At 40.6% G+C, this 25693-nt stretch carries 22 protein-coding genes and 1 tRNA gene; 16 read left to right on the top strand and 7 right to left on the bottom strand.

Features of this window, described 5'->3' with window-relative positions; genetic code table 11:
• Positions 1 to 4 precede the first annotated feature (4 nt).
• The 6 genes from C8D97_RS11455 to ggt all read left to right on the top strand — a co-directional run bounded on the left by C8D97_RS11455 (position 5) and on the right by ggt (position 8502).
• Positions 5 to 727 carry an SPOR domain-containing protein gene (locus C8D97_RS11455; protein ID WP_170115226.1) on the top strand — a complete coding sequence of 241 codons (723 nt, stop codon included), beginning with the start codon at positions 5 to 7 and terminating at the stop codon, positions 725 to 727.
• A gap of 89 nt (positions 728 to 816) precedes the next feature.
• Positions 817 to 1332 carry a CvpA family protein gene (locus tag C8D97_RS11450; protein ID WP_109763919.1) on the top strand — a complete coding sequence of 172 codons (516 nt, stop codon included), beginning with the start codon at positions 817 to 819 and terminating at the stop codon, positions 1330 to 1332.
• A 27-nt stretch (positions 1333 to 1359) separates the two neighbouring features.
• On the top strand, positions 1360 to 2883 hold the full coding sequence (purF, locus tag C8D97_RS11445) for an amidophosphoribosyltransferase (protein WP_109763918.1): 1524 nt from the start codon (positions 1360 to 1362) through the stop codon (positions 2881 to 2883).
• A gap of 9 nt (positions 2884 to 2892) precedes the next feature.
• Positions 2893 to 3471 (top strand): lysophospholipid acyltransferase family protein, encoded by a 579-nt coding sequence (locus C8D97_RS11440; protein WP_109763917.1) that lies wholly within the window; start codon positions 2893 to 2895, stop codon positions 3469 to 3471.
• The gene (locus C8D97_RS11435; protein WP_109763916.1) at positions 3443 to 6760 is read left to right on the top strand and encodes a ligand-binding sensor domain-containing protein; all 3318 of its coding nucleotides are present in this window, start codon (positions 3443 to 3445) and stop codon (positions 6758 to 6760) included. Before C8D97_RS11440 ends, C8D97_RS11435 begins: the two co-directional genes overlap by 29 nt.
• Positions 6757 to 8502 carry a gamma-glutamyltransferase gene (ggt, locus tag C8D97_RS11430; RefSeq protein ID WP_245411439.1) on the top strand — a complete coding sequence of 582 codons (1746 nt, stop codon included), beginning with the start codon at positions 6757 to 6759 and terminating at the stop codon, positions 8500 to 8502. The genes C8D97_RS11435 and ggt overlap by 4 nt, the downstream gene beginning before the upstream one ends.
• A 97-nt stretch (positions 8503 to 8599) precedes the next feature.
• Here the strand turns inward: ggt and C8D97_RS11425 are convergent, their stop codons facing one another.
• The 4 genes from C8D97_RS11425 to C8D97_RS11410 all read right to left on the bottom strand — a co-directional run bounded on the left by C8D97_RS11425 (position 8600) and on the right by C8D97_RS11410 (position 13657).
• Positions 8600 to 9313 (bottom strand): hypothetical protein, encoded by a 714-nt coding sequence (locus tag C8D97_RS11425; protein WP_109763915.1) that lies wholly within the window; start codon positions 9311 to 9313, stop codon positions 8600 to 8602.
• A 157-nt stretch (positions 9314 to 9470) separates the two neighbouring features.
• Positions 9471 to 10862 carry an FAD-binding oxidoreductase gene (locus C8D97_RS11420; RefSeq protein ID WP_109763914.1) on the bottom strand — a complete coding sequence of 464 codons (1392 nt, stop codon included), beginning with the start codon at positions 10860 to 10862 and terminating at the stop codon, positions 9471 to 9473.
• Positions 10859 to 13276, bottom strand: a complete 2418-nt coding sequence (locus tag C8D97_RS11415) for a penicillin acylase family protein (protein ID WP_109763913.1) — start codon at positions 13274 to 13276, stop codon at positions 10859 to 10861. Before C8D97_RS11415 ends, C8D97_RS11420 begins: the two co-directional genes overlap by 4 nt.
• 305 nt (positions 13277 to 13581) lie before the next feature.
• A tRNA-Val gene (locus C8D97_RS11410) sits at positions 13582 to 13657 on the bottom strand.
• 152 nt (positions 13658 to 13809) lie between these two features.
• Here C8D97_RS11410 and gltX point away from each other — a divergent pair.
• On the top strand, positions 13810 to 15228 hold the full coding sequence (gene gltX / locus C8D97_RS11405; protein ID WP_109763912.1) for a glutamate--tRNA ligase: 1419 nt from the start codon (positions 13810 to 13812) through the stop codon (positions 15226 to 15228).
• Between the two features lie 87 nt (positions 15229 to 15315).
• Here the strand turns inward: gltX and C8D97_RS11400 are convergent, their stop codons facing one another.
• Positions 15316 to 16128 carry a class I SAM-dependent methyltransferase gene (locus tag C8D97_RS11400; protein WP_109763911.1) on the bottom strand — a complete coding sequence of 271 codons (813 nt, stop codon included), beginning with the start codon at positions 16126 to 16128 and terminating at the stop codon, positions 15316 to 15318.
• Positions 16129 to 16476: 348 nt separating this feature from the next.
• On the opposite strand from C8D97_RS11400, the gene C8D97_RS11395 reads away from it, so the two are divergent.
• Positions 16477 to 17391 (top strand): M23 family metallopeptidase, encoded by a 915-nt coding sequence (locus C8D97_RS11395; protein WP_109763910.1) that lies wholly within the window; start codon positions 16477 to 16479, stop codon positions 17389 to 17391.
• Positions 17392 to 17562: 171 nt separating this feature from the next.
• On the opposite strand, the gene C8D97_RS11390 is transcribed toward C8D97_RS11395, so the two are convergent.
• A complete protein-coding gene (locus C8D97_RS11390; RefSeq protein WP_109763909.1) occupies positions 17563 to 18600 on the bottom strand; it encodes a Glu/Leu/Phe/Val family dehydrogenase in 1038 nt (345 codons plus the stop codon).
• Between the two features lie 65 nt (positions 18601 to 18665).
• Positions 18666 to 20189 (bottom strand): L-piperidine-6-carboxylate dehydrogenase, encoded by a 1524-nt coding sequence (amaB, locus tag C8D97_RS11385; RefSeq protein ID WP_109763908.1) that lies wholly within the window; start codon positions 20187 to 20189, stop codon positions 18666 to 18668.
• A 354-nt stretch (positions 20190 to 20543) separates the two neighbouring features.
• Here amaB and C8D97_RS11380 point away from each other — a divergent pair, with 354 nt between their 5' ends.
• The 8 genes from C8D97_RS11380 to C8D97_RS11350 all read left to right on the top strand — a co-directional run bounded on the left by C8D97_RS11380 (position 20544) and on the right by C8D97_RS11350 (position 25601).
• On the top strand, positions 20544 to 21065 hold the full coding sequence (locus tag C8D97_RS11380; RefSeq protein WP_109763907.1) for a gamma carbonic anhydrase family protein: 522 nt from the start codon (positions 20544 to 20546) through the stop codon (positions 21063 to 21065).
• A gap of 3 nt (positions 21066 to 21068) precedes the next feature.
• Positions 21069 to 21623 (top strand): DUF4826 family protein, encoded by a 555-nt coding sequence (locus C8D97_RS11375; protein WP_109763906.1) that lies wholly within the window; start codon positions 21069 to 21071, stop codon positions 21621 to 21623.
• An 81-nt stretch (positions 21624 to 21704) separates the two neighbouring features.
• Positions 21705 to 22019, top strand: coding sequence for a hypothetical protein (locus tag C8D97_RS11370; RefSeq protein WP_109763905.1), 315 nt, complete (start codon positions 21705 to 21707; stop codon positions 22017 to 22019).
• A 39-nt stretch (positions 22020 to 22058) separates the two neighbouring features.
• A complete protein-coding gene (locus tag C8D97_RS11365; protein WP_109763904.1) occupies positions 22059 to 22388 on the top strand; it encodes a hypothetical protein in 330 nt (109 codons plus the stop codon).
• 27 nt (positions 22389 to 22415) lie between these two features.
• Positions 22416 to 22934, top strand: coding sequence for a GNAT family N-acetyltransferase (locus tag C8D97_RS11360; RefSeq protein WP_109763903.1), 519 nt, complete (start codon positions 22416 to 22418; stop codon positions 22932 to 22934).
• 335 nt (positions 22935 to 23269) lie between these two features.
• A complete protein-coding gene (locus C8D97_RS18625) occupies positions 23270 to 23443 on the top strand; it encodes a MafI2 family immunity protein (RefSeq protein ID WP_483428596.1) in 174 nt (57 codons plus the stop codon).
• Between the two features lie 243 nt (positions 23444 to 23686).
• Positions 23687 to 24871, top strand: a complete 1185-nt coding sequence (locus C8D97_RS11355; RefSeq protein WP_109763902.1) for an AAA family ATPase — start codon at positions 23687 to 23689, stop codon at positions 24869 to 24871.
• Positions 24855 to 25601 (top strand): HNH endonuclease family protein, encoded by a 747-nt coding sequence (locus C8D97_RS11350; RefSeq protein ID WP_109763901.1) that lies wholly within the window; start codon positions 24855 to 24857, stop codon positions 25599 to 25601. The genes C8D97_RS11355 and C8D97_RS11350 overlap by 17 nt, the downstream gene beginning before the upstream one ends.
• The last annotated feature ends 92 nt before the right edge of the window (positions 25602 to 25693 follow it).

The raw sequence follows: 25693 nt of genomic DNA, 5'->3' as shown, positions 1-25693 counted from the left end.
GGCAATGGATCAAACCATAAAGCAACGATTGATAGGTGCGATTGTATTGGTCGCTCTAGCGATTATCTTTTTGCCGGGGATCCTGGGTCAAAAAAAGCAGCAGAGCGAATTCAGTTCTCAGATACCAAAAAAACCGGAAACCTTAAAGAAACAGTTAAATTTGCCAAAGAGTCAACCGGTGAATGAGACAACGCCTTCATCAGATTCTGAAGTCGATGAAACCGCGTCAGGTGCAGAAATCACCAAACCTTCTTCTGATAAGTCATCGACCGCCGAGAAGTTAACATCAGAACACTCCAAGTCGACTCCTGGCAATGCTGATAAGTCAATAGATACCGATAGTTCGTCAAAGAGTTCCACCAAAACTGATAAAGTACTCACCGATCCAGTTAAGCAAACAAATACAATACCTGCTGCCCAACAGACCGACAAAACTAAGCCTAAAGCTGACAGTAAACCGGCTAAAACATTAACTAAATCATCCTGGCTAGTACAGGTTGGCAGTTTTTCTTCTAATGACAACGCCAATGCATTGGTAAAAAAGTTGGAGGCAAATCAACTGAAAGCCTTTGCCCGACCAGCCACACTGGATAACGGTAAGGTATTGTATAGGGTGTATGTCGGCCCCTGGCTTGAGAAAAAGCAAGCTGAACAAAGGATGGATAAAGTACGCACTATCACTCAGTTGAACCCAATTGTTATTGCCTGGGATCCCACGAAACATTAATCCGACACTGCTTTGATGATTGCTAGGCTTGAGCCTAATGCTCTGTTAAAATGCCGCCTGCTGAATACGAAGAAAGGTTCTCGAATTAGATGGTATGGTTTGACTGGGCTATTTTAATCTTAATCTTAATTTCTACCCTCATCAGTTTAGTCAGAGGATTCATCCGGGAGGCTTTTTCACTAGCGGGCTGGGTTCTTGCGTTTTTTGTTGCCAAGTGGTTCTACCTAGAGCTGGCAAGCTTATTGGCCGATCACATCTCTACCCCGAGCCTACGTTTAGGCATAGCCTGGGGCGGCTTATTTTTTCTTACTCTCACCATGTCTGGTCTTGTTAATTACCTGTTGAGTCAGTTCGTTGAGCGGGCCGGTTTAAGCGGCATGGATCGAATGATGGGCATGGCATTTGGGGCTTTGCGAGGCATTCTGGTGGTCGCCGTTCTGGTTATTTCATTAAAAGTGTTTACTCCTGTAGAGCAAGATTCCTGGTGGCAACGGTCACAATTAGTATCTCATTTTGAACTTATTGGCGGATGGTTCTATGATCATTTAAAGAACAATTCTCCAAACGTATCCAATAACATTAACATCTCTCTTGATTCTGAATAGATTTACGTTACTTAAGGCTTAATTATTATGTGCGGTATAGTTGGTATAGTCGGTAAATATCCTGTTAATCAAAATATATACGATGCGCTTACAGTGTTGCAGCATCGTGGGCAGGATGCCGCTGGAATGGTAACTCTTAATGAAGGACGTATGTTTATGCGTAAGGCCAATGGCCTGGTACGCGATGTTTTTCAAACACGCCATATGCATCGGCTGGCAGGCCACGTTGGTATAGGCCATGTTCGCTATCCAACCGCTGGTTGCTCAAGCTCTGCCGAAGCTCAGCCATTTTATGTAAACTCCCCATTTGGCATCGCTTTAGCCCATAACGGAAATCTTACCAACGCGGCAACCCTTAAGCAGGAACTCTATAAAACGGATAGACGCCACATTAATACCAGTTCCGACTCCGAAATTTTACTCAATGTTTTTGCCCATGAACTACAAAAATCGACCTCATTATCGCCTGTTGCAGAGGATATTTTTGAAGCAGGGCGCCAGGTCTACAAACGGTGTAAAGGCGGCTACGCAGCTGTTGCACTTATTTTAGGTGTTGGTATGGTTTGCTTTCGCGATGCTTCAGGTATTCGTCCATTGGTCATAGGTAAACGAGAGACTGATAAGGGGACCGAATACATGACTGCGTCTGAAAGCGTAGCGCTTGATGCACTTGGCTTTGATTTGATAAGAGATGTCGCTCCCGGAGAGCTGGTGTTTGTTGATTTTGAAGGTAACATGCACAGTAAAGTTTGCGCCGAGAACACACGGTTAACGCCTTGTATCTTTGAACAAGTATATCTGGCTCGTCCCGACTCCATGATTGACAATGTGTCTGTGTATAAAGCACGACTGCGAATGGGCGAGAAGCTGGCTGAAAAAATTCAACGTGAATGGGCTGATCATGACATTGATGTAGTGATCCCAATTCCAGACACGTCAACCACCAGTGCCATGCAGTTGGCACATGGCTTAAATTTAAAAATGCGTCATGGATTCGTTAAGAATCGATACATTGGCCGCACCTTTATTATGCCGGGTCAACAGATGCGACGTAAATCGGTTCGCAAAAAACTTAATGCTATCGAACTTGAGTTTAAAGACAAAAATGTTTTGTTAGTGGATGATTCAATTGTACGGGGAACAACCAGCCATCAAATCGTTGATATGGCAAGAGAGGCTGGCGCTAAAAAAGTATATTTCGCTTCTGCTGCACCACCGGTTCGGTACCCAAATGTATACGGTATCGATATGCCAACAGCATCGGAGTTAGTTGCTCATGATAAAACCATCGAAGAAGTTGAAAAGATTATTGGTGCTGACAAACTGATATATCAGGATCTGGATGACTTAATTGAAGCGGTAAAAGAAGGTAATGCAGATATCGAACAATTTGATACGTCCGTTTTTACCGGCGAATATATCACTGGCGATGTTGATCAGGCATACCTCGATAGACTTGAGCAAGAACGTAACGATGAGGCCAAGTCATCTTCAGGCGCACTAGAAGATGTCGATATGGTTATGGATATTCATAACGAAGGCAATGTATAGGCCTGTCAATTGAAAAGCCTAAGTCGATGGTTATTAAAAGCAATGGGGTGGAAGCTGGTTGGTGAACAACCAGCGTTAGACAAATACGTTCTAATTTTTGCCCCCCACACATCCAACTGGGATGTTATTTTATTGTTGCTCGTACGCTGGGCAAGTGGGTTAAAGCCAAATTTTATTGGAAAACACACACTTTTCTGGCCGCCGCTCAGCTGGTTTTTAACCGCTATTGGTGGTGAGCCGGTCAATCGAACGAAAGCTAAAAATGTTGTGGATCAAATTGTAGAAAAATTCCACAGCAAGGATGAGTTTAAATTTGCTTTGTCTCCTGAGGGCACTCGCAGCAAAAAAGATCATTGGAAAACCGGGTTTTATCGTGTCGCACTAAAAGCTCAGGTACCGATACAGTTAGTTTTTCTAGATACGCGCACAAAACAGACGGGCTTTGGCCCACTGCTGCATCCTTCAGGCAATATCGAAAAGGACTTTGAATGGTTGCGTGCGTTTTATCAGGATAAACAAGGGTTTCGGCCGCACTTACTATCAGAAATACGAGTAAACATTGCAAAAGAAAAAAACAAAAGCCAGTAAACTTTGCCCTTTGAAATCAGGCGTTGTTAGCCATATTCTTTTATGGCTTGGCTTTTGTATTGCTCCATGGTTACAGGCTGATGAACTAAAACGCTTACAGATCAGTCCTGAACTCCACTTAAGTAATTACTCGATTAATGATGGACTCTCCTTGAGTGCCGTTACAGCCTTTTCACAAACCGACGACGGCTTTATCTGGATAGGGACAGAAGAAGGGCTTAATCGATTCGATGGCTATCAATTTAAAGTATACAAACGAAACAGCAAAGAAAAATACACATTACCTGACAATCAAATATCTAGTCTGCTCACCGACTCTAAAGGAAGACTTTGGGTTGGCACGGATAAAGGCCTGGCTTATAAAACTAATGACAATAAATTTATTTCAGTACCCGTAGAAAAACCATTAAGCAGTTATTATGTCTCTGTAATGGTTGAAGATATCTATAGTAGATTGTGGGTCATTGTAAACGGTCAATTACTACTGTTTAATCCAAATGAACAATTATTAGTTGATTACAATAAAGAGTTGAACTTAAAAAAAATAATTCGCAATCGCAATATAAGTGGGTTGCACTCAATAGGTTCAAGTCTGTACTTTGGACAAGAAGGCTGTTTATTTAGTTTAGATCTAATCAACCAGGAACTAAAAGAACGATGCATTAAAGAGCTTAAAGCTGATGATTTTCCTATTTCTTCTATTAGTTCAAATAAAAAAGACACCCTCTGGATAGGAACTCATAATGGCGTTATTCGGTATAATTTATTAAACGAAAATTATAGGCATTACAAGTATTCAGTTGATGGAGAAGGTAAGTTATCAAGTAATCATGTTCAATCTGTATTTGTGGACTCAACCGATCGTGTCTGGATAGGTACATCAGATGGGCTTAATGTCTATGAACAAGATATTGATAGCTTTACTCGTTATAAAAAAAATCTTATTGATAAAAACGGCTTACTCTCAAATGATATTCTTGCTTTTTATGAGGATACTCAAGGTTTGATATGGATAGCTACATATGACAGTGGCTTTCATATATGGAATAAAAGTAATGAAATGTTTAACCATTACTTTACACGAAAAGATGCAAGTGAGTTAAAAGCCACCAATATGATTCATAGTGTTACAACTGACTTATTGGGCAATATTTGGATTGGCAGCTACGGAAGTGGATTATTTAAAATTGATTCTACTCGAACCACACTAGTAAAAATACAAAGTTCGACCGACTCTCAAATCTTATCCAATGCTTTAATAACAGATCTACATTTCGATATATACGATAATTTATGGATTACAACATTAAACGGAGTTTATACGCTTAACCCGGATAACAATGAAATAATTCGACTTCATAATCCTTTGTTAGACGAAACTGCGTTATCGATTACAGAAGATCGAAACGGTGAACTTTGGATTGGTTTGCAATCTGGCCTTGTAAAAATTCAGGGTGTTAAAGGGAAGCTTACTAGTAACCAGAAGTATCATGTTGTTGATTACACCAAGCGATTAAATTCAATTTTAAACACTCAAGACTTTTTAATTAATGCATTATACGAAGATGTCGAAGGACTTATCTGGGTAGGTACTGATAGCGGACTTGCAGCGTTTAAACCTGAAGATGATACTGAGTATTTATTTACAGCTGAGTTAGACAACGCCAAGAGTATAAGTAATAACTATATTCAAGTTATCTATGAAGACACACAAGGTGTCTTGTGGATAGGAACAGGAGATGGTTTAAATAAGCTTAATTTAAATAGAGGCAATATAGCAGAAAGCTCTTTTCAACAGTTTACAGAGTCTGATGGAATCGTAAATGACTCTATTTACGGAATTCAGTCTGGTAGTGATGATTCATTATGGTTAAGCACTTCTTTTGGCATCATTTTATTCAATTCAGCCAATAACACAACTAAGCACTTTACTGTTAAAGATGGGCTGCAAAGCAATGAGTTTAATGTTTGGGCCAGCCATAAAAGTTCTGATGGGGAAATTTTATTTGGAGGTGTTAACGGTGTTACTTCTTTTTACCCTGACGACTTGGTGTCTAAGCAGTTAAATCCGAGCGTGAAGTTGATTGAGGTTATGAAAAACAATAAGTCAGTTGACGTAAATAGTGAGTCTTTTCCGACAGTATATTTAAAGGATGAAGAGGACTTTTTAACCATTAAAACATCGGCGCTAAACTATCATAATGCAAGCTCCCAAGCTTATCGTTATAGACTTTCAGGCTTAAATTCTGACTGGGTTGAACTGAACGATACTCGAATTATTAACTTGTTTGGATTACATGCTGGTGATTATTTGCTTGAGATGCAAGTTAAACAAAGGAATAGTAATTGGGGGGATACATTTAATTTGTTAGCAATAGAAGTTAAAGATAATTTTTGGCAGTCTAAAACAGCAATTTTAATCTATATTTCTACTTTGATTTTTTTGATAGGCGGTATGATTTATTGGTGGTTGTTAAGGTTAAATAAACGAAGCGAATTAATAAAGCTGGAGCTTGAAGATAATAGAGAGTATATAAAGCAACTGCGTTTTGAACTTGAGTCATCAAAAGATAAAGGTGAAGAATTTTTAAGGTCGCTAAATGAAGTAGAAGAAAAAGTTAAGTATTATGAAAATAAAGTTATTGAATACAGTAAAAAAGATAAGCTTTCACAATTCTTTAAAAAGTCGTTTTTTGAAGAAGTTATTGCTAATGAAGATGATTTTTTTAAGAAAAACAATACCAAGCCGCCGGGTGGTTGTTTTATAGCCTTTTCTATTTCTAATTATGAGAAGCTATTAAAAACTGAGTATAAAGCAAACATAGAATCGTCTATTTCGGAGTTATGTGAGCTGATCAGTGACTATGTATCGGGCGATGACCTGATTGCTCGCTGGGATGATTCTACATTTATTATGCTCGACTCATTGAGTTTCGAAGAAACCAAGCAAAGAGTTTATAATTTTTTCAGGCTTTTAAATCAACGCTCTTTTGACTGTGGAAATGGCAGGCTTTTAAAGTTTGATTTTAATATTGCGCTAGTTCCTACACCAGTTGTTGAATCAAAGTCTTATTTAGTGAACCGTTTGACCAGTGCATATCTGGCAATTGATTTTCTTTATTATTCAAAACAAAGAAACGTAACTGGTGCTTATGCTATCACTAGTTCAATCGATCATCATCCAACAGAGTTTGAAAAGAAAGTTTCTCAAGGGATCGATGTATTACTCGATGAAAAATTTATAACGGTGACCAACTTGAAAGAGTTTTTCACTAAGGAGAAGTCGTGAAATATTTATTTACCTTATTATCGCTTACTTTTTTCATGAGCGTCTTTGCTGCTGAGAAAGATGCCATTATTGAAGGTGACTCGGTTAACTACCCGATAAAATCTAATGGCGGCATGGTTGCCTCGCAAGAGTTTAGAGCTTCCAAAGTAGCGGCTAATATTCTTAAAAATGGTGGTAACGCCATTGATGCGGCAGTCGCACTTGGATTTGCAAAAGCAGTAACTTTGCCCAAAGCTGGAAACCTTGGTGGTGGTGGTTTTATGCTTATATATCTTGCAAAAGAAGATAAAACCATCGCAATTGATTATAGAGAAATGGCGCCTTCACAAGCAACCGAAGACATGTTTTTAAACGATAATGGTAAAGCTTCAGCCACTAAATCCAGATTTACCACTTTAGCATCCGGTGTGCCAGGTACTGTAGCCGGATTGCTTCATGCGCTAGAACATTACGGCACTATGAAGAGAGAAGTGATATTAGAGCCGTCAGTAAAATTAGCTGAGCAGGGGATTGTTGCCGATTACCCATTTCTGGACTCTTTAAATGCGCGAAAAAAACGTTTAATTAATGATAAAGAAGTTGCCCGAATTTACTTTAAATCTCAGGGTGACAGTTATCAGCCAGGTGAGCTAATAAAATTTCCAGATTTGGCCTGGTCGTTAAAGCAAATCCAACAGCAAGGCAGCGATGCTTTTTATAAAGGTTCTGTCGCGGATAAATTTGTAGAGTACATGACGAAAAATCAAGGACTCATTACAAAACAAGATCTTGCCAATTATGAAGTTAAAGAGCGGGAAGCGGTTACTGGTACTTACCGTGGTTATAAAGTGGTTTCGATGCCACCGCCCAGTTCAGGCGGAGTTCATGTTATTCAGACGTTGAATATTTTGGAAAACTTTAATTTAAAGGATGCTGGCTGGGGCAGTGCTCAACACATTCATCTTTTAACTGAAGTGTTTAAACGTATTTACGCTGATCGAAGCAAACATTTGGGCGATCCTGACTTTTATCCTGTGCCTATGGAAACTTTAACCTCTAAATCTTATGCCAAACAGTTAGCAAAAAAAATTAATTTAACCGAAGCAACACCTTCCAGTGAAATTTCTGCCACAGAATTTTCTGGTAACGAAAGCCCACAAACCACCCATTTTTCAGTCATTGATCGTTGGGGCAATATAGTGACCAACACATACACCTTAAATTTTAGCTTTGGTTCAGGAAAAATAGTGGATGGCACCGGAATCTTTTTGAATAACGAGATGGATGATTTTTCTGCAAAGCCAGGTACGCCCAATGCATTTGGATTGATCGGGGGCAAAGCCAATGCCGTTGAACCTCGTAAACGTCCTTTAAGCTCAATGACGCCTACCTTTGTTTTAAAAGATAATATACCGGTTTTAATTACTGGCAGTCCCGGAGGCAGTCGTATTATCACAACTGTATTGCATCAAATCATTAATGTGATTGATTTTGATTTGAATATTAGCGAAGCAGCGCATCGTCCACGTTTTCATCACCAGTGGATGCCGGATCGATTATTACTCGAAGGAGGATTTTCACCCGATACGATTAGATTGTTACAGACAATGGGGCATAACGTTCAACCTTCTCGTGCATCTGGCAGTGTCCAGTCGGTGGGCATTGATCCCAGCAGCAAAACTTTTATCGGTGCATCGGATCCGAGACGTTCAGGCGCTAAAACCATCGGTGTTTTAGAGTCAGGTCAATTGATAGAAAATTAAATGGATAATTAAAATAACTATTATGGCCGCTTGGGTAAATTAACCATAAACCATGGTGGATTTCTAAGCGGCTAATTTATTGCACAAATACTATGAGTTAATGAAGATACGCCAATATGCCTAAGGTTACGGCGCCAATCCCAACGCCCAACCAGTGAAATAAGCCCCAGTGTTTAAACTGTTCCATTAATTGGTGGTTATGATGGTGGTGATCCCGTCTTGGTCGGTGGAGCAGCACATGCATTAAGGCACCGGAAACAAAAGCTTGTAACCAGGCAAAACTTTTCGAATTCATGGCAGATTCCATCTGAACACCGAGTACATAACCAAACACTGTAAACACTGCCAATCCAGACAAAGCCATCCAAACTGCCTTAAAACCGAATACCGGACGAATAATCCAGAGGACTGATAAAGCAACCGGGATCCTATGTAGCACAATGGCCAGGGGGAGCCACTTAGATGCCGAATCAATCGACTTAAACTCATTCAGTGACGCGCCATCGACCATGGTGTGTAATAACAAGCCACTAAAACCAATAATTAAGGTAATTTGATGTGTGCCATCAGCGGCTTTATGAAACAGTTTCTCAATTAAGGTAGGTCCGGTTAATCCCAAGAGTGCAAGAGGAATGCTCAACCAACCGCCATTGGCGTAAGAAAGCGGCATCAGCTCAGCCAACACAATGCCTCCCAATACAATCAGCAAAAAGCCTGACAAGGTATCCTCAAAATGAGGCGATTTGTCATACACTTTTGCCATAAACGGGGCAATGGCTAACACCATAATGCTTAAAATCAGAAATAGCATGGCTTTCTCAAAAAGGTCAGTTTACAAATAAAGAGGCGGCGCTATTGTACTTAAGATACTCTTTGGCCGCCAATATCACTGTTGTTTTTAAACAGTAGTGTTTAAACTGTAGTGTTTCAACAGTTAGGTTTAAATGGACTGCTTTAAGTCTAATTTATTACAAAGCAATCAGTTTCCCCGGGTTCATTATATTATTAGGATCAAAAACCTGCTTGATCTGTTTCATTAAAAGAACTTCTTCATGGCTTCGTGAATATTCAAGGTAGTCGCGCTTAACAAGCCCAACACCATGTTCTGCCGAGATACTGCCACCCAGTTGCTGAATGGTTTCAAAAATATTTGGATTTACAGACTTACATTTTGCGACAAATTCATCCAACTCTAGGCAAGCGGGTTTTAAAATATTTAAGTGCAAATTACCATCACCAATATGACCAAACCATATAATTTCAAACTCAGGGTATTTTTCTTTCACAATAGTGTTTATGGACTCTAAAAAACTGGCAACATTACTTGGCGTGACCGAAATATCATTTTTATACGGTATTTCATGACTGATGGATTCGGATATGCGTTCTCTTAGTGCCCATAATTGTTGCGCTTGCGTTTCACTCTGGCTTATTACGCCATCCACAACATGGCCATTTTCGAGCACTTGTTCAAACGCCGAAAAAGCCGTTTCACTGGTTTGCTCCGATTCGTTTTCAAATTCAATAAGTACATAGTATTCAGCCGGGGAGTCAAAGGGTTTTGGTAAGTCATGATGACTTAATACTTTATTAAGTGCTTTGTCAGAGAAAAACTCAAATGCGGTTAAATTAAGTTGCTGTTGAAAGGTTTCCATAACCGGGTACACGTCGCTTAGCTCGGATAAACCCAGTACCATTACCGTCAGATCTTTTGGTGGACGTGTTAATTTTATGGTGGCTTCCACAATAATGCCTAGTGTGCCTTCACTGCCTATAAATAAATGGCGCAAATCATAACCTGTTGCGTTTTTGATCAAGCCTTGATTTAAATTCAATAAATCACCATTGGCCGTAACCACTTTTAAGCCTAAAATCCAATCGCGAGTCATACCCCAGCGGATCACTTTAATACCGCCGGCATTGGTTGCTATGTTTCCGCCAATTTGGCTGGATCCGGTTGAGGCAAAATCAACCGGATAATAAAGCCCATTATCTTCGGCAGTATTTTGCAATTGCTCGGTGATAACACCAGCTTCACAAACCACGGTTTGATCAACTTTATTAACTTTGGAAATCTTATTTAATCGATCAAGGCTTAACACTAACTCGCCATTTGTTGCACAAGCACCACCACTTAAACCGGTTCTACCACCAGATGGAACCAGCGCAATTTTGTGTTCATTGGCGTACTTAACGATAAGCTGTACTTCATCAATAGTGCCTGGACGAACAATCGCTAAAGCATCAGGCGTAAACAATTTACTCCAGTCTTGCCCGTACTCATGGGTATCATCTTTACTGGTTAACACATGTGCTGTGCCAACAATTTTTTCCAGTGCTTGTATAATTTCTGTCGTCATTGGGTTTTCGCTTTCAATCGTAAAGTGTGAATAGGACTTGTAGATGTTAATGGAGTCACCTTGCCTTCGACCCAGTCATCAAAACCTGTTTCATAAAACGGCGAGAGAGGGTGACCAGATTGGCCACCTGGCATATGAAAAATTGCACTCTCAGGATGTCCAGGTGCGATCACCATTCGTTGTGATGCGCCAAAGCGAGGTGTTTGTACTCTAGGGCTGTGGGTATCTCCGGCCATTGGGTATGGCTTTCTATCTAAAAATACACCTAGCACAGGCACCGCCTGACTAATCGGGTGCTTGATACTCAACTGATTATGTATTCCCCATACTTGATCGCTTAGTTGTTGGTGATTTGAGGTGTAACGATCAATAACTTTATCAAAAGCAGCGTTAAACAGGGATGAATAATCCTTAAAATCTGACGGCAAATATTGCTTTGGCTGTTCAGTGATCAGAGTCCAGAGTGTTTGCTCGTATTGACTGGAATAAAAACTAAAACTGTACTTGGCATCTTTGTCCAGTTGCTTTGTCAGAGGAGAAAGTAATTGGTTTTTAACCTGATTTCGATAGGCTCTTATTAATGTGAATCCAGCTTGATCGCGATCCGACTTGCCATTCCATCGTTTAATCAGATCGATGGCTTCCTGATGCTGGTTACTTTTAAAAGGTTGCTTTTGCAATTCGGATAAAAGATGATCGCGCCATCGCCAATAAAGTTCAGCATCCGTATCCAGTTGTATTGCCAACAAGTCTCGCTCATTAGCATTTTCCAGTTTAATTAATTTATCACGAATTAATTTAGCTCTTACACCCAGTGCATAACCACCGTCGCCAACTTTTTTAAGATCATCTCCATCAACAACACGACTGTTTGCAGTCCACAATGCATTGTTATCCGGATTAATAACGTGCGGATAAAGTTGAGGAGAGAGCCATTGTATTTTTCCATCAACATGATGAATAGTTTTGTAAGGATCCGTCTGATCGGCACGCTCCGGTAACGGACCAATAATTGTCCAGCCGATGTTACCTTGAGTATCACCCACAACCAGATTTTGCGCTGGAATAGAAACATTCTTTGCCAGCTCAATGGCTTGTTCCACTGAGGTTGCCTGCTCAAAATTCATTAAGTTTAAATTTACGGCTTTGCTATCGTGGGCAACCCATAAAAAACTGTGTGCCTGATTATTGGCTTGCTGCAGCACAGGGCCAAAAATGGTTTCTTTTACTTTTAATGTCTGGCTTGGTTGACCTTTGATATTAATAATTTCATTGGCGTAGTGAAAATTGTACCAATTACTGTTGTGTTTATATTGACCGGGTTTATCTGAGCTTGTCGTTACAGAAATAACATCGGAATAATCACCATAACTATTGGTAAACGCCCAGGCAATTTTATTGTTGGTTCCAGAAATTAAAAGTGGCGTCCCTGGTAACGTTACTCCGCTTAACTGTATAGCTTGCTCTTTATGTTTATAACTTAAGTTTGCTTTAAACCAGATATTAGGTACACCATGGCTTAAGTGCATATCACCTGCAATAATGGCAGAACGGTATTGGGAGCGACTGCCGGCTATGGCAAAGTTATTACTGCCAGGTTTAGCATCATTATCAGCCTTAGAATTTTTCTCTACGGCTGATTCTTGATGATTAACAGTATCCGGTATCTGTAAACTTGGCTTCGGTGTTTGTTGCATAACATCCATAGGATTTATTGGCGCATCAAATACCGAACCTTTCGGCAATAAAAAATTAAAAACTGTTTCATCGAGGTTATTAAAGGCTGAGGTTAAAACGCGTTCCCGTTCAACACCACTGTCCTGCAGAGTTAGATACATGGAGTAAACCACTAGTAATGTATCAGCTGCTTGCCAAGGTTGGGGTTCAGTTTGCAGTAACCAATATTCAAATGGACTGGTATCGAGAGCATTTAATCCTGTGTTAACCCCTTGGGTGTAAGCATCTAATAGAGAGCGGTGCTCATCGGAAAGGTAGTTAAGAATTTGTTCAGCTCTGTGACGAAAACGATGCATGCGAACTTTTTTGTCGGCAGGTAGAGTCGCCGGACCAATAATTTCAGATAGCTCACCCGCAGCACGCCGTCGTAATAAGTCCATCTGAAAAAATCGTTCCTGTGCATGTAACCAGCCTAGTGAAAAGGCAAGGTCCTGGCGGTTTTGAGCCTTGATGCTGGCGGTGCCTAAAGCATCCCGCTTTATAGTGACCGGCTGCGACAGGCTGTCGATTTCAACTTCACCATCGTATTGCGGTAAAGACGACGACAATACATAGTAAATGACAAAGCTGACGATGACCGCCAGAGTTAAGGTTATCGCTATAAACCTGCGGATAAACCGGCTAATAAACGAACGCTTTTTTTGAGTTTTAAATACACTGCGTTTTGATTTTTTCATGACGTCTATAAACAACTCTAGTGTGGCACTGCCCGTAAAAATAACACAGTACCAGAATATACAATCAAATGTTTATAAGCGATGGTTCAAAGATGAATGTGTAAACAACCTGAATGCTTTTATCCGGCAGAATAAATATCGATGCCAATTACTAGACTTACATCAATAGAATATATTTTTACTAAAAATGTCAGACTTGGAATTATCGCTTGAATTAAAGGAATTATATCGCTGAATAAGGATTAAAAACAGGTTGGATTGAAGCAAGAATGTTTAATACTAAGAATAGGGGAGAAAGACCGGAGTGGTGGGCGCTACTGGGCTCGAACCAGTGACCCTCGCCTTGTAAGGGCGATGCTCTCCCAACTGAGCTAAGCGCCCACTCCGTCAGAACGGGGCGCATTCTATGAAACATTTATCTTGCGGTCAATGAAAAATTACATATTTTTTACGATTTATCGATCCGGCTCCGTTTAATTAATCACAACAGGTTGATAAAATAGCTGCTTCATTTGTTCAGGATAAATTAACCCATGTCAGTTGTTACCCGATTTGCCCCCAGTCCTACCGGCTATTTACACGTTGGTGGTGCCAGAACCGCACTTTACAGTTGGCTTCATGCTCAAAAACACAATGGCGAGTTTGTGCTACGAGTGGAAGATACCGATCGGGAGCGCTCAACAGACGCTGCCGTGCAAGCCATAATCGATGGTATGAACTGGTTGGGTTTAGAGCACACACAGGGACCGATTTTTCAAACCGATCGATTTGATCGTTATACCCAGGTTACCCAACAGCTGTTGACGGAAGGCAAAGCTTACCGCTGCTACTGTTCAAAAGAACGGCTGGAAGCGTTACGTGAACAACAGATGGCCGATAAACAAAAGCCCCGTTACGATGGTAAATGTCGTCGCCTGTCAGAATCTGAACAAGATCAAAATCAACCTCATGTGATTCGATTCGCTAATCCTCAAGAGGGGAGTGTGAGTTGGGACGATGCCGTCAAAGGCACTATCACATTTGCCAATCAGGAACTGGATGACTTGATTATTGCTCGTACCGATGGCAGTCCAACCTATAACTTTACCGTGGTTGTTGATGACTGGGATATGAAGATCACTCAGGTGATCAGGGGCGATGATCACGTCAATAATACGCCACGGCAGATCAATATTTTTCAAGCTCTGGGCGCAACACCTCCTGAATATGCCCATGTGCCGATGATTTTAGGTGATGATGGCAAAAAATTGTCTAAACGTCACGGTGCCGTAAGTGTGATGCAGTTTCGGGATAATGGCTACTTGCGACAAGCGGTTTTAAATTATTTGATCAGACTGGGTTGGTCACACGGTGATCAGGAAATTTTCACATTAGAAGAAATGAAGTCGTTATTTGATATTCATGATATTAACCGGGCTGCTTCGGCTTTCAATACTGAAAAATTAAACTGGTTGAATCAGCATTACATGAAAACATTACCGGTTGAAGAGGTAACAAAAGAGCTGCAGTGGCACATTGATCATCAACAACTGGACGTCAGTAATGGCCCAGCTATTGAACGTTTAATTCCTGTGTTTGCTGATCGGGTTAATACTTTAAGTGAGCTGGTAAATAGTGTGGGTTATTTTTATCATGACTTTGAAAGCTACGATGAAAAGGCAGCAAAAAAACACCTTCGTCCGGTTGCTAAAGAACCGTTAATGCATGTTCAATCCAAATTGTCTGGATTAACCGATTGGCAGCCAGAAACCATTCAACAAGCAATTGATGATACGGTGTCCGAATTATCCATAGGTATGGGTAAAGTGGGGATGCCACTTCGAGTGGCTGTCACAGGCGCAGGCCAGTCTCCAAACCTCGATACAACTTTGCATCTTATAGGTCAACAACGTACTTTAGAGCGCATTGCCAAAGCGATAGAATTTATTGAACAAAGAGAAGCTCAACAATAAATATTAGTGCCAATATCAATTGAAAAAGCCGCAAGTGATTGCGGCTTTTTTATGTTTATACGATTTACAATGTTGCTTAGTGAATTATCAGGGAATATTTCGCTCATCGACCAGCTGCTTTACCACATCAAGTGGTTTGAGAAACTTTAAAACAAACCGACTGGTTTTGCCGCGCAATTTAGGCGCGTACATATGTTTGGTTAAAATATCCTCGTCATTTTCGAGAAAGTAAGCACGCTCGTGCAATTTAAATCCAGCTTCTTTAACTTGAGTAATCACCGTATTGACAGAAATTCGGTGCAAATCGTGCCCGGTTGTAGTTGGTGAATCGGGTTCGGCATGGTGATCAATAATCGCCAGAATACCCCCCGGTTTTAAAGACTGATAAATGTTGTTTAAAAATACTTTGCGATCAATTTTTGGCCAGCTACCTTTCTTAGGTGAATAGTAAATATCGTGGTAGGCCAAAATTAAAAACGCGACGTCAACACTGTTTGCCGGCAAGCTTAAATCATTGGCTTCGGCCTCAATTCGTTTAACATTGGGCAGTCGATTATTGTAGTATCGCTTTTCCAGTGTCTCAGCGACGTACTTAATATACGCCTTGTTATTATGGGATATCACTTTACCTTCTGAACCAACAGCGTAAGAGAGCAATTCTGTGTAATAACCGCCACCAGAGAAAATATCCAGCACGGTCATTCCGGGGCGAATATCAAAGAAATTTAATACCTGTTCTGGTTTACGATTAATATCGCGCTCCAAATCTTTTTCAAGTCGATCGGGCGATTGTACGGACGTAATGATTCTGTCGCTATCGAATGCTGAAACAGGCAGTGTCAGCAATATGGATAAACTTAGCAGGCAGGACGAAAAGCTGGAACTGGAAAGTGTTTTCATAGATTGATTATGAGAAACCCTGTTGCATTGGTCGAATTCTGTTTGTAACACGATATTACATGCCTGACGGTTCAGGCTAAACAGGATTATAACAAAGATGACTTATCTGGTAGGGAAGTTACTAAGGATCCGAGTGTGAATATTGCACATTCAATGCCATAAAGGTAATGTGTTTTATTATAAACATTAAACTTATAGCTCGATTGTCTGATAAGCAGACTTATTTTCTTGCGTATAGCGTTAAAGCTTAACTTTCAGCCAAACTATACAATCAAACTATACAACTAAGTAACCTCTGATTAATATCCAACTAAAGTAAACCAAGTAATAGTATTCGGTAACTATGTTATGACACAAATAATCACAAATTATCTACGGCCATTACCCTTTTTAACAGGACTACTGGTTAGCTTAATTTTAATACAGCCTGTCAGCGCCAATACTGTAAAGTCAGTTTCTGCAGCGTCGAGTGTTGCTAATAAAACAACACAAAGCCCCTTAACCGTATTGCAATCGAAATTGGTTCAGGGGGGCTTTTTAATTGGCCAGGTTAAAGCGGGTACTCAAGTTGAGTTTCTTGACCGTAACCTGGTCGTTAATTCACAGCGGCAGTTTATTATTGGTTTCGGTCGAGATTTTCCTGACACAGCCACGCTGAAGTTAACACACTCAAATACGACGGAATCTGTTCAATTTAATATTCGCAAGCGGCAATGGAAAATAGAGCGCATCGACGGTTTACCACCGTCAAAAGTAAACCCCAAATCTGCAGCGGTGTTAAAACGAATTGCTGAAGATGTGCGGGAAATTAAGAAGGGACGTGCCATGGAGTCTTCATTAAATTACTTTTTGCATCCATTTATTTATCCGGCAAAAGGTCGAATCAGTGGTGTCTATGGCTCACAGCGTGTGTTAAATGGTGAGCCTAAGCGCCCACATTATGGGCAGGATATAGCAGCGCCGGTGGGCACGCCAGTTATTGCACCGCTCAGTGGTATTGTACGGGTGGCACATCCCGATATGTTTTATTCCGGCGCCACGGTTATTCTTGATCACGGCCATGGTTTAACCTCCACCTATTTGCATCTGGATAAAATACACGTCACCGTTGGTCAGGAGATTAAACAGGGTGAACTGATGGCAACCATAGGTCAAAGTGGCCGAGCCACAGGGCCGCATCTGGACTGGCGTATTAACTGGCATAACCAACGACTCGATCCTGCATTATTCATTGATGATACGTTAGAAAAAGCAGCGAATTAAATAATTGATAAATATTGTTTGAATGAAAAATGTATTTACGTAAAAGTGAATGAGAGATTAAGAGGGTTTTATTTACGGCTTGTAACTTAGAACTTGAGTAAATTAATTAGAGATAAAAAAACGGCGGATAAATCCGCCGTTTTTGATCGAAGCATTTAATACTTCAAATAACTATTGCTTTTTTGCCTCAGCAACTCGCTTACGAGCTAACTCATCAGCAACCACATTGGTGGTTTTGTCCTGCTTTTCAGCAGTCGCAAAAACTTCTTCCAGTGTATTGTAAATTTCATCCACTTTGCGAAGTGCAGCATCACGATCGTATTTTTCTTCAAACGAGACATTAATAATGCCGCCAGCGTTTAAGATGTAATCTGGCGTGTACAAAATGCCACGTTTTTTCAACTCATCACCATGACGATCTTCGGCTAACTGATTATTAGCAGCACCAGCAATCACTTTTGCGCGGATCTTAGGGATGGTCACATCATTCAAAGTTGCGCCTAATGCACAAGGGGCATAAACATCAACGTCTTGCTCGTAAATTTCATCTTTATCAATAGCGATAGCGCCACACTTGGACACAACAGTATCGATAGATTCTTTATTGATATCAGTGACCAGCAGTTTTGCGCCTTCATTACTTAAATGTTCGCATAAGTACTGACCTACATGACCAAGACCTTGAACAGCTATTTTTACACCGTCTAAAGACTCTCGGCCCAGTCGATGTTTAACCGCTGCTTTCATACCCATGTAAACACCATAAGCGGTTACCGGAGAAGGATCGCCACTTTTACCTTCAAGACCCAAAACATGATTGGTTTCTTTATGAACCATTGCCATGTCAGCTGGGGTGATCCCGACGTCTTCGGCGGTAACGTAACGTCCTTTTAGATTATCAACAAATCGACCAAACGCCCGAAAAAGTTCTTCCGACTTCATGGTTCGAGGATTGCCGATGATGACGGACTTACCGCCACCCATGTTTAATCCAGCCATTGCATTTTTGTAGGTCATACCCCGTGATAGACGTAACGCGTCAATAAGTGCGCCTTCGTCCGAGTTGTATTCCCACATACGACAACCCCCTGTAGCAGGGCCCAGAGCAGTGCTGTGGATAGCAATAATGGCTTTTAGGCCAGATTCGCTATCACTACAGAAAACTACCTGTTCGTGATCATCGTAAGCACGCAGATTAAAAACTGCCATAACATGTCTCCTAGTAATGGAACGAACAGGGGAGTCTGTGAGCGACTCCCCTTAAATACTTCTTATTAACCGAGGTTAAACTCAATGCCTTGTGCAAGAGCGGGTTTTTCACCCCAGAAAATCGTATTGGTTTGACGACGCATGTAAGCTTTCCATGCATCAGAACCGGCTTCACGACCACCACCGGTTTCTTTTTCACCACCGAACGCACCACCAATTTCAGCACCGGAAGTACCGATGTTAATGTTGGCAATACCAGTGTCGCTGCCAGCAGCGGATAAGAATTTTTCGATGTTACGCATGTTCATGCTGAACATGGCCGCCGATAAGCCCTGACGAACAGAGTTGTTCATTTCGATGGCTTCTTCGATGGTTTTAAATGTCATTATGTAAACGATTGGTGCAAAGGTTTCGTTTTGCACGGCCGGCCAATGGTTTTCGGCACGAATAATCGTTGGCTCAACAAAGTGACCTTTACCTTCAATGGCTTTACCGCCATAAAGTACTTCGCCGCCTTGCTCTACTGCGTCAGCAACGGCTTTTTCAAAGTTTTTAACAGCAACGTCGTCAATCAGAGGACCCATCAGCGTATCGTTATCCAGTGGGTTACCAATTTTCACCTGACCGTAAGCACCAACCATTGATTCGATAACTTTATCGGCAATGTTTTCATGCACTATTAAACGGCGAGTGGTGGTACAACGCTGACCGCCAGTACCTACCGCACCAAATGCGGATGATGGAATAGCGTTATCCAGATCGGCAGACTCATCGATGATCAAAGCATTGTTACCGGAAAGCTCTAACAGGCATTTGCCCATTCGCTCGGCAACTTTAACACCAACCATTTTTCCAACAACGCTGGAACCGGTGAAGGATAATTTCTTAACACGGGTATCGTTGATTATTTTGTCAGCCAGCTTGTTATCGGTACCGTCAACAAAGGTGTAGAACACTTCTGGGAAGCCATTGTCTTTAAGGACTTTGTTACAAATATTTTGTACAGCGATAGCTGTTAAAGGCGTCTTTGGTGATGGTTTCCATACGGTTACGTTACCGCATACCGCTGCAACAAAAGCGTTCCAGGACCATACGGCTACCGGAAAGTTAAATGCAGAAATAACGCCAACGATACCCAGTGGGTGCCATTGTTCGTACATACGGTGTTCAGGACGCTCAGAGTGCATGGTGTTACCGTAAAGCATGCGCGATTGACCTACGGCAAAATCGGCCATATCGATCATTTCTTGAACTTCACCGTCACCTTCGGCTTTAATTTTACCCATTTCCATAGAAACGAGGCTGCCCAGGGCGTCTTTATGTTCACGTAACGCATTACCTATTTGACGTACTACTTCACCACGTTGTGGGGCAGTTGTCATGCGCCATACTTTGAAGGCTTCTTCTGCGCGCTCAATGATGGTTTCGTAATCTTGCTCGGAAGCGGCGTTAACAGACGCAATCACTTCACCTGTCGCTGGGTTGATGGACTCAATAACACCTTGATCGGAGGTAGTGCTCCATTCGTTGCTGGAGAGTGAAGCGCCAGAATTTACGCTTTCAATACCTAATTCTTTCAATATATCCATTGATGTAACCTCGCTTAAATATAATAAATTTGTCAGACTGGTCTTGTGGGAGGTAACGGCGATGAATGCTCAATCGATTCATCAAGCTTTTTTGTAACCAATCAACTGCATTAATACTGTCTAAAAAACGCTCAAAAGTTACCCCCTTTCTGAGGTGGCGCAACCTTACCACTGTGACATTTAAATCTCTAGCTTAATTTTATCGATTGACGTATTTTTAACCACATTTAAGTGCCTTTTAATGAAAGAAGCGGTATTTTCATGGAATAATGGCTGCTTGTCTGGTCTGATGAGTTTGGTCTTTTTGACGCCTTGTGCAATGCATTAATTTACTGGTTTTTAACGGGAGTTATAATGATTTATTCAATAGATAATATTGCACCTAAAATCGATTTTAATAGCAGCTTTATCGCTGAAAGCGCCGATATTATTGGCCGGGTAACCCTTGGGCAACATGTCAGCGTCTGGTTTAATGCGGTGATCCGCGGCGACACTGACGACATTATTATTGGTGACAACACTAATATTCAGGACAACTCGGTACTGCATACCGATCCGGGTTTAAAACTTAAAGTCGGCAAGGGCGTGACGGTAGGGCACAAGGTAATGCTACACGGTTGCAGCATAGGGGATTACAGCCTTATCGGTATTAACTCTGTGATTCTTAATGGCGCGAGCATTGGCTCTCATACCTTAATAGGTGCCAATACCTTAATCACCGAAGGCAAAGAGATACCATCCGGTGTGCTGGTTATGGGCAATCCGGGAAAAGTCGTCAGAGATCTCACCAATGATGAAAAACAGGCGTTAGAAAACAGCGCCAGCGTCTATACTCGTAAAATCGATCAATACAAAAGCAGCTTAAAAAAGGTGTAACTTATGACGCCCGAGCAATCGAGTCACCCAAACGATGTCATTTCGTCATTAGACCTGGCTCGATTCAGTCCCTGGTGCCAGTCTCAAATAATTGAAATAGTCGATTACTGCCAAAAGCGTAGTTGGCGTGTGTGCCACATCAGTGAGCTGCAATCTCGTCAACTTCAACCGGTGCTATCGGTGTGGCAAATAAGCTACCAAGAGATGCAAAACACAAAGACAGCCTGGTTTATTAATGGTGATTTACCCATTGGGCATATACCTTATCAACAAGCATCTTCTGCCCGCGAAGCTTTATTGGGTTTCAGTCGTAAATATTTATTTATCGCGCAAAAATTACGTAAACAACAGCCAATGGAAAACAGACAACAATCACAGAAAGTATCTGTTAAGCAGAAGACGGTTAGTAATATTTCTGGAAATAAGGATACTGATGAGGTGGTTAAGTCTAATTCGCCAGAACAGCAAAGTCATAACACCTCTCACTATTTACAGAGCCTGGTGAAAGCTGCGGCGGATCTATTGGTGTTGTATCATGATGATGGCATTTGGCGGTAAACTTAGAGCGTGTTTATCATCGAATATTTAATAGATTTTTAAACATGACTAATCAAGCAAAACCGATTCAAAAGGAAAAAGATGCCCGTTGGTGAAATAGCAGGAGAGCTGCTTGGAGGAATTTTTAAGTTTATAGGTCGTCTCTTTATTGAAGTTGTCATAGAATTAATCATAAAAGGCTCGGGCTATTTAATTTGCCGCATGTTTTCTAAAGATGTGGATCCTGATGGCGTTTTAGTTATTCTAGTCGGCTTAATGTTTATTGGTATGGTTGGATGGGGCATTTACTTTGTGTACGACTATGTGCAACTTCAACTTGCAATAGATCATTGTCTTGACTCTGGAGGCGAGTTCACTGATGGTGAGTCGAATAATGACAATGGAACTTGTCAATAAAGTTGCACTGTAAAGATTAATGAGTTGCTAATTCCTACTATGAGAAAGACCGATAAAAAAATAGATAATGCCATTAGGAGCGTATTAACCGAAGCCTGTGATATTGCATTGGAACAGTACGCCGGTTTTCAATGGCTAACCCACTTTGTGAATTACAATCAGTTTCCAGAGTCCCTATTGATTGTTTGTGTTTATGATACTAACGAAAATCTGGTTAAAACAAATCAAGATGCTATGTGTGCACTTATTCAGGAAAAGCTGATAACTATCGATATTAAACTAAAAGATATACGTCGGCAGATAAGCTTTGATACTGAAGAAAACTGTTTGATAGAGCACGGTGGTAAGTGGAAAGATCGGTTTTCATAGTCGAAGCTTGGCGGGCTAAATAAAATAATGAATATTGAAGAAATAAATGAGAGTCAATGGGAGTCTCTTAAATCCATAAGGCTAGAATCACTTTTAGACTCTCCTGATGCATTTTGCATTTCATATGAAGAGGCCAATAACCTCACTGATAAAGAGTGGAAGCTTTTGGCGGCTGGTAAGCTTGGCTCTCAATTTTTAATCGCTTATGACTATAAAAATGCAATTGGTTTAGTTGGCATTCTAGACAAGAAAGAGACGTATGAGATTGTCTCCATGTGGGTTAAACCAGCCGCTCGAGAGCAGGGGGTTGGTAAAGCATTAATAAAAACATTATTAGACCATGCTTTATCCGTAGGTCATACAGAAGTAAGGCTTCAAGTTACTTCGAATAATACTAGCGCCAGGTGTTTTTATAAAAAACTGGGTTTTGTTGAGTTGGCTCAAACAAATGAAGTCAAAAGGAAAAGTGACGAAGGAATGATAGAAATGACTTGGTGTTACGATAATAAAGTAACCCAGATTAAGCAACTCAATTCCATTGAATAATACAGCGACCTCAATTTTGATCATACTTGCCATATAAGCTTTGTTTTTTCTTGGTGACTCATTTATTCCTCCTTGAAAACTACTAGTTTTAAACTACATGCACAAGTAGTTATTTGTCAGACAGTTACTCTTACTTCGCTTTATGTTTCGGTAACGTTATGATAAAAAGAGAATTGCTCATAGATATACTAAATTCGTTTCGTGGAAATAATAAAGTTGGCAAATGATACGGAAGCCAGTAACCTATTTATTATTTTTAATAATTAGATCTATCTCGGTGAATATGGATTCATTACTTGTGGTTTGCTGAATAGAATAAGCTGTTATGAGTCCAAATGAATAAGCAAGAGTTGATGATTTTGAGTCAGACCTCCTTGTTAGGAAATGTCTCGAAAAACATGCGCTACATATGTGTTAGTTTCGATTTTGACATTAATAAACTTACAGTTTCATGCTGGTTAGAATCAGAGCCAACCGAAAATGACAACGAACTAATGTTCGGATTTTGAGGCGACCTCGAGGGACATTCCCCTAAGCTATTGGATAAAGAAGTTGAATTCTTTCATGATGAGCGCTCGTATAGAGGAATTATACAGGCTATCAATAGGCGACAGATTTGCGTATTCGCAATGGATGACGGCTCATAGAAATTAGATTCGGCTGAAAGGCAGCCTCACAATTTAAACAAGCGTTAAGCGGCCGAGTGGCCCACAACTTGTAGACGCCTTTGGCATGTGAAATTAGGAATAAATATGTGGATTAAAGAAATAAATATAACTGGTGTTGGCGGGATAGAAAGCCTTGATTTAATCCTAGATCCTAAGATGAATATTATATGTGGGCCGAATGGAATTGGGAAAACGACTATTCTTGAGTCAGTTGCTCATACATTTTCAAGTGGAAGAACAAACATACTCAAGCGTAATGCTAAGTGTGAAAAAAGCCATATTTTCGCAAAAGTTGACATTGATGGCGATGAAAGAGTGTCAAATGTCGAATTTACAGAATTTGTGCCTAGCCAGCAGGCCGAAATACATGGACTCAATGACCTTTCGACAAAGTTGCTTTCACTAAAAATAAATAGGACCTTCGAGTATCAAGCTCTTCAGGCTGTGGGTAAAGATACTGAAAAACTACAAGGAAGCACGTGGGGAGAAGCTATAGCCGGCGTCAAGTTGAATGATGTAAAAAACTGGTTGGTTAATCGGTACCTTTATTCCCCTCATGGAACATTAACAGCGATTCAAATAGCTAACTATGAACTAGCCAGGGATAGCTTTTCGGTATTAAACCAAGAATTTAAATTTAGTCGAGTCGACGCTTCAACTAATGAAATATTGGTTAATACTCCAAGTGGTGAAATTTATTATGAATACTTGTCATCAGGATTTAAATCATGTCTCTCAATAATATTTGGAATAATAAAAGAGATTGAATTTAGATTTTCCGATCCGCAAATAAAAGCGAAAGATTTCGATGGAATCATCTTGGTTGACGAAGTTGAACTTCATTTGCACCCTGAGTGGCAGGCCATAATAGCTTCTGTTCTTACAGAGATTTTTCCAAAGGCTCAATTTATCTGTACAACTCACAGCCCTCATATAATTCAATCCGCACAACCTAAACAAATAATTGCCATTGAAGGAGTTGACGGCAAGGCAACTCAACGCCCTTTACCTAGTACCAACCATGGATTTAAAGGCTGGACAATAGAAGAAGTCCTAATGGACGTGATGGGGATGTGTGACTTGAGAACTAATCTTTTTACAGACACTATTGTAAGGTTTGAGTCTGCTATCGAAAAAGAAAATTATGATGCTGCATTGAGTGCATATGATTCTTTAGACTCTATGCTTCACCCAAACAATCATATGAGAAAGATGCTGAAATTTCAGCTTGCTTCAATTAAGGGGGTTGCAATTGATAAAGCTGAATAAATCAGAGGCGCCTGATTACCTAAATGATGAAACAGTTGAACGTTTGACAGTACTATTTAAAGATACCGGGAACAATGTGTGGAATCATGAAAAGATTAAAGATGCATTACTTTTAAGTAGTTCTAGCAAATGCGCATATTGCGAATGCAAGCTCAATGCTGAGAGTAATTATATGGAGGTTGAACATTTTGAAGATAAGGGCTCGAACCCAGAAAAAGTCGTGATCTGGGACAATCTCCTGCCTTCTTGTAAACGATGTAACGGCGCTAAGGGTGCTCATGATGTGTTGGCTGAGCCTATTATAAATCCTTTCTTAATTGATCCGAAATCTCACTTGGGTTTTAAATTATATAGATTAACTGATAAGACGAACGTAGGTAAAAATACAATCGATGTGCTTAACCTAAATCACTCAGAAAGGGCTGTATTTAAACGCTTTGAAATTGGCGAACAAGTTTTATCTTCTATCAGAGATGCTCATGACAGATATCAAGTCTGGCTGAAAAGGGGTAAAACAACGCGATCAAAAAATATACTACTTGGAGGCATTGAGGGCTTACTTTTAGAGTGCCAGCCGTGTTCATCGTACTCCGCAACTGCAGCGACTGTTTTACACTGCGAGCCAAGTTACACTAAGTTAGTAGAAATCCTTAAGGAAAAAGGACTTTGGAGCGACGAGCTAGAGAAGCTGCATGACACATCATTGGAGCTTGTGTTGGAGTGTGCTTAACACATATGAGCCTTCCTTGAGTCAATAAGCAATACTAAAGTTTTCGCTCACCGAGGTGGGCGAATATCAGTTAATCAGTAATTTCATTTACT

Source organism: Pleionea mediterranea, from assembly GCF_003148745.1.
GTDB lineage: Bacteria > Pseudomonadota > Gammaproteobacteria > Enterobacterales > Kangiellaceae > Pleionea > Pleionea mediterranea.
Note: the sequence above shows the minus strand (reverse complement) of the source record. Positions and strands in the feature narration are given on the sequence as shown.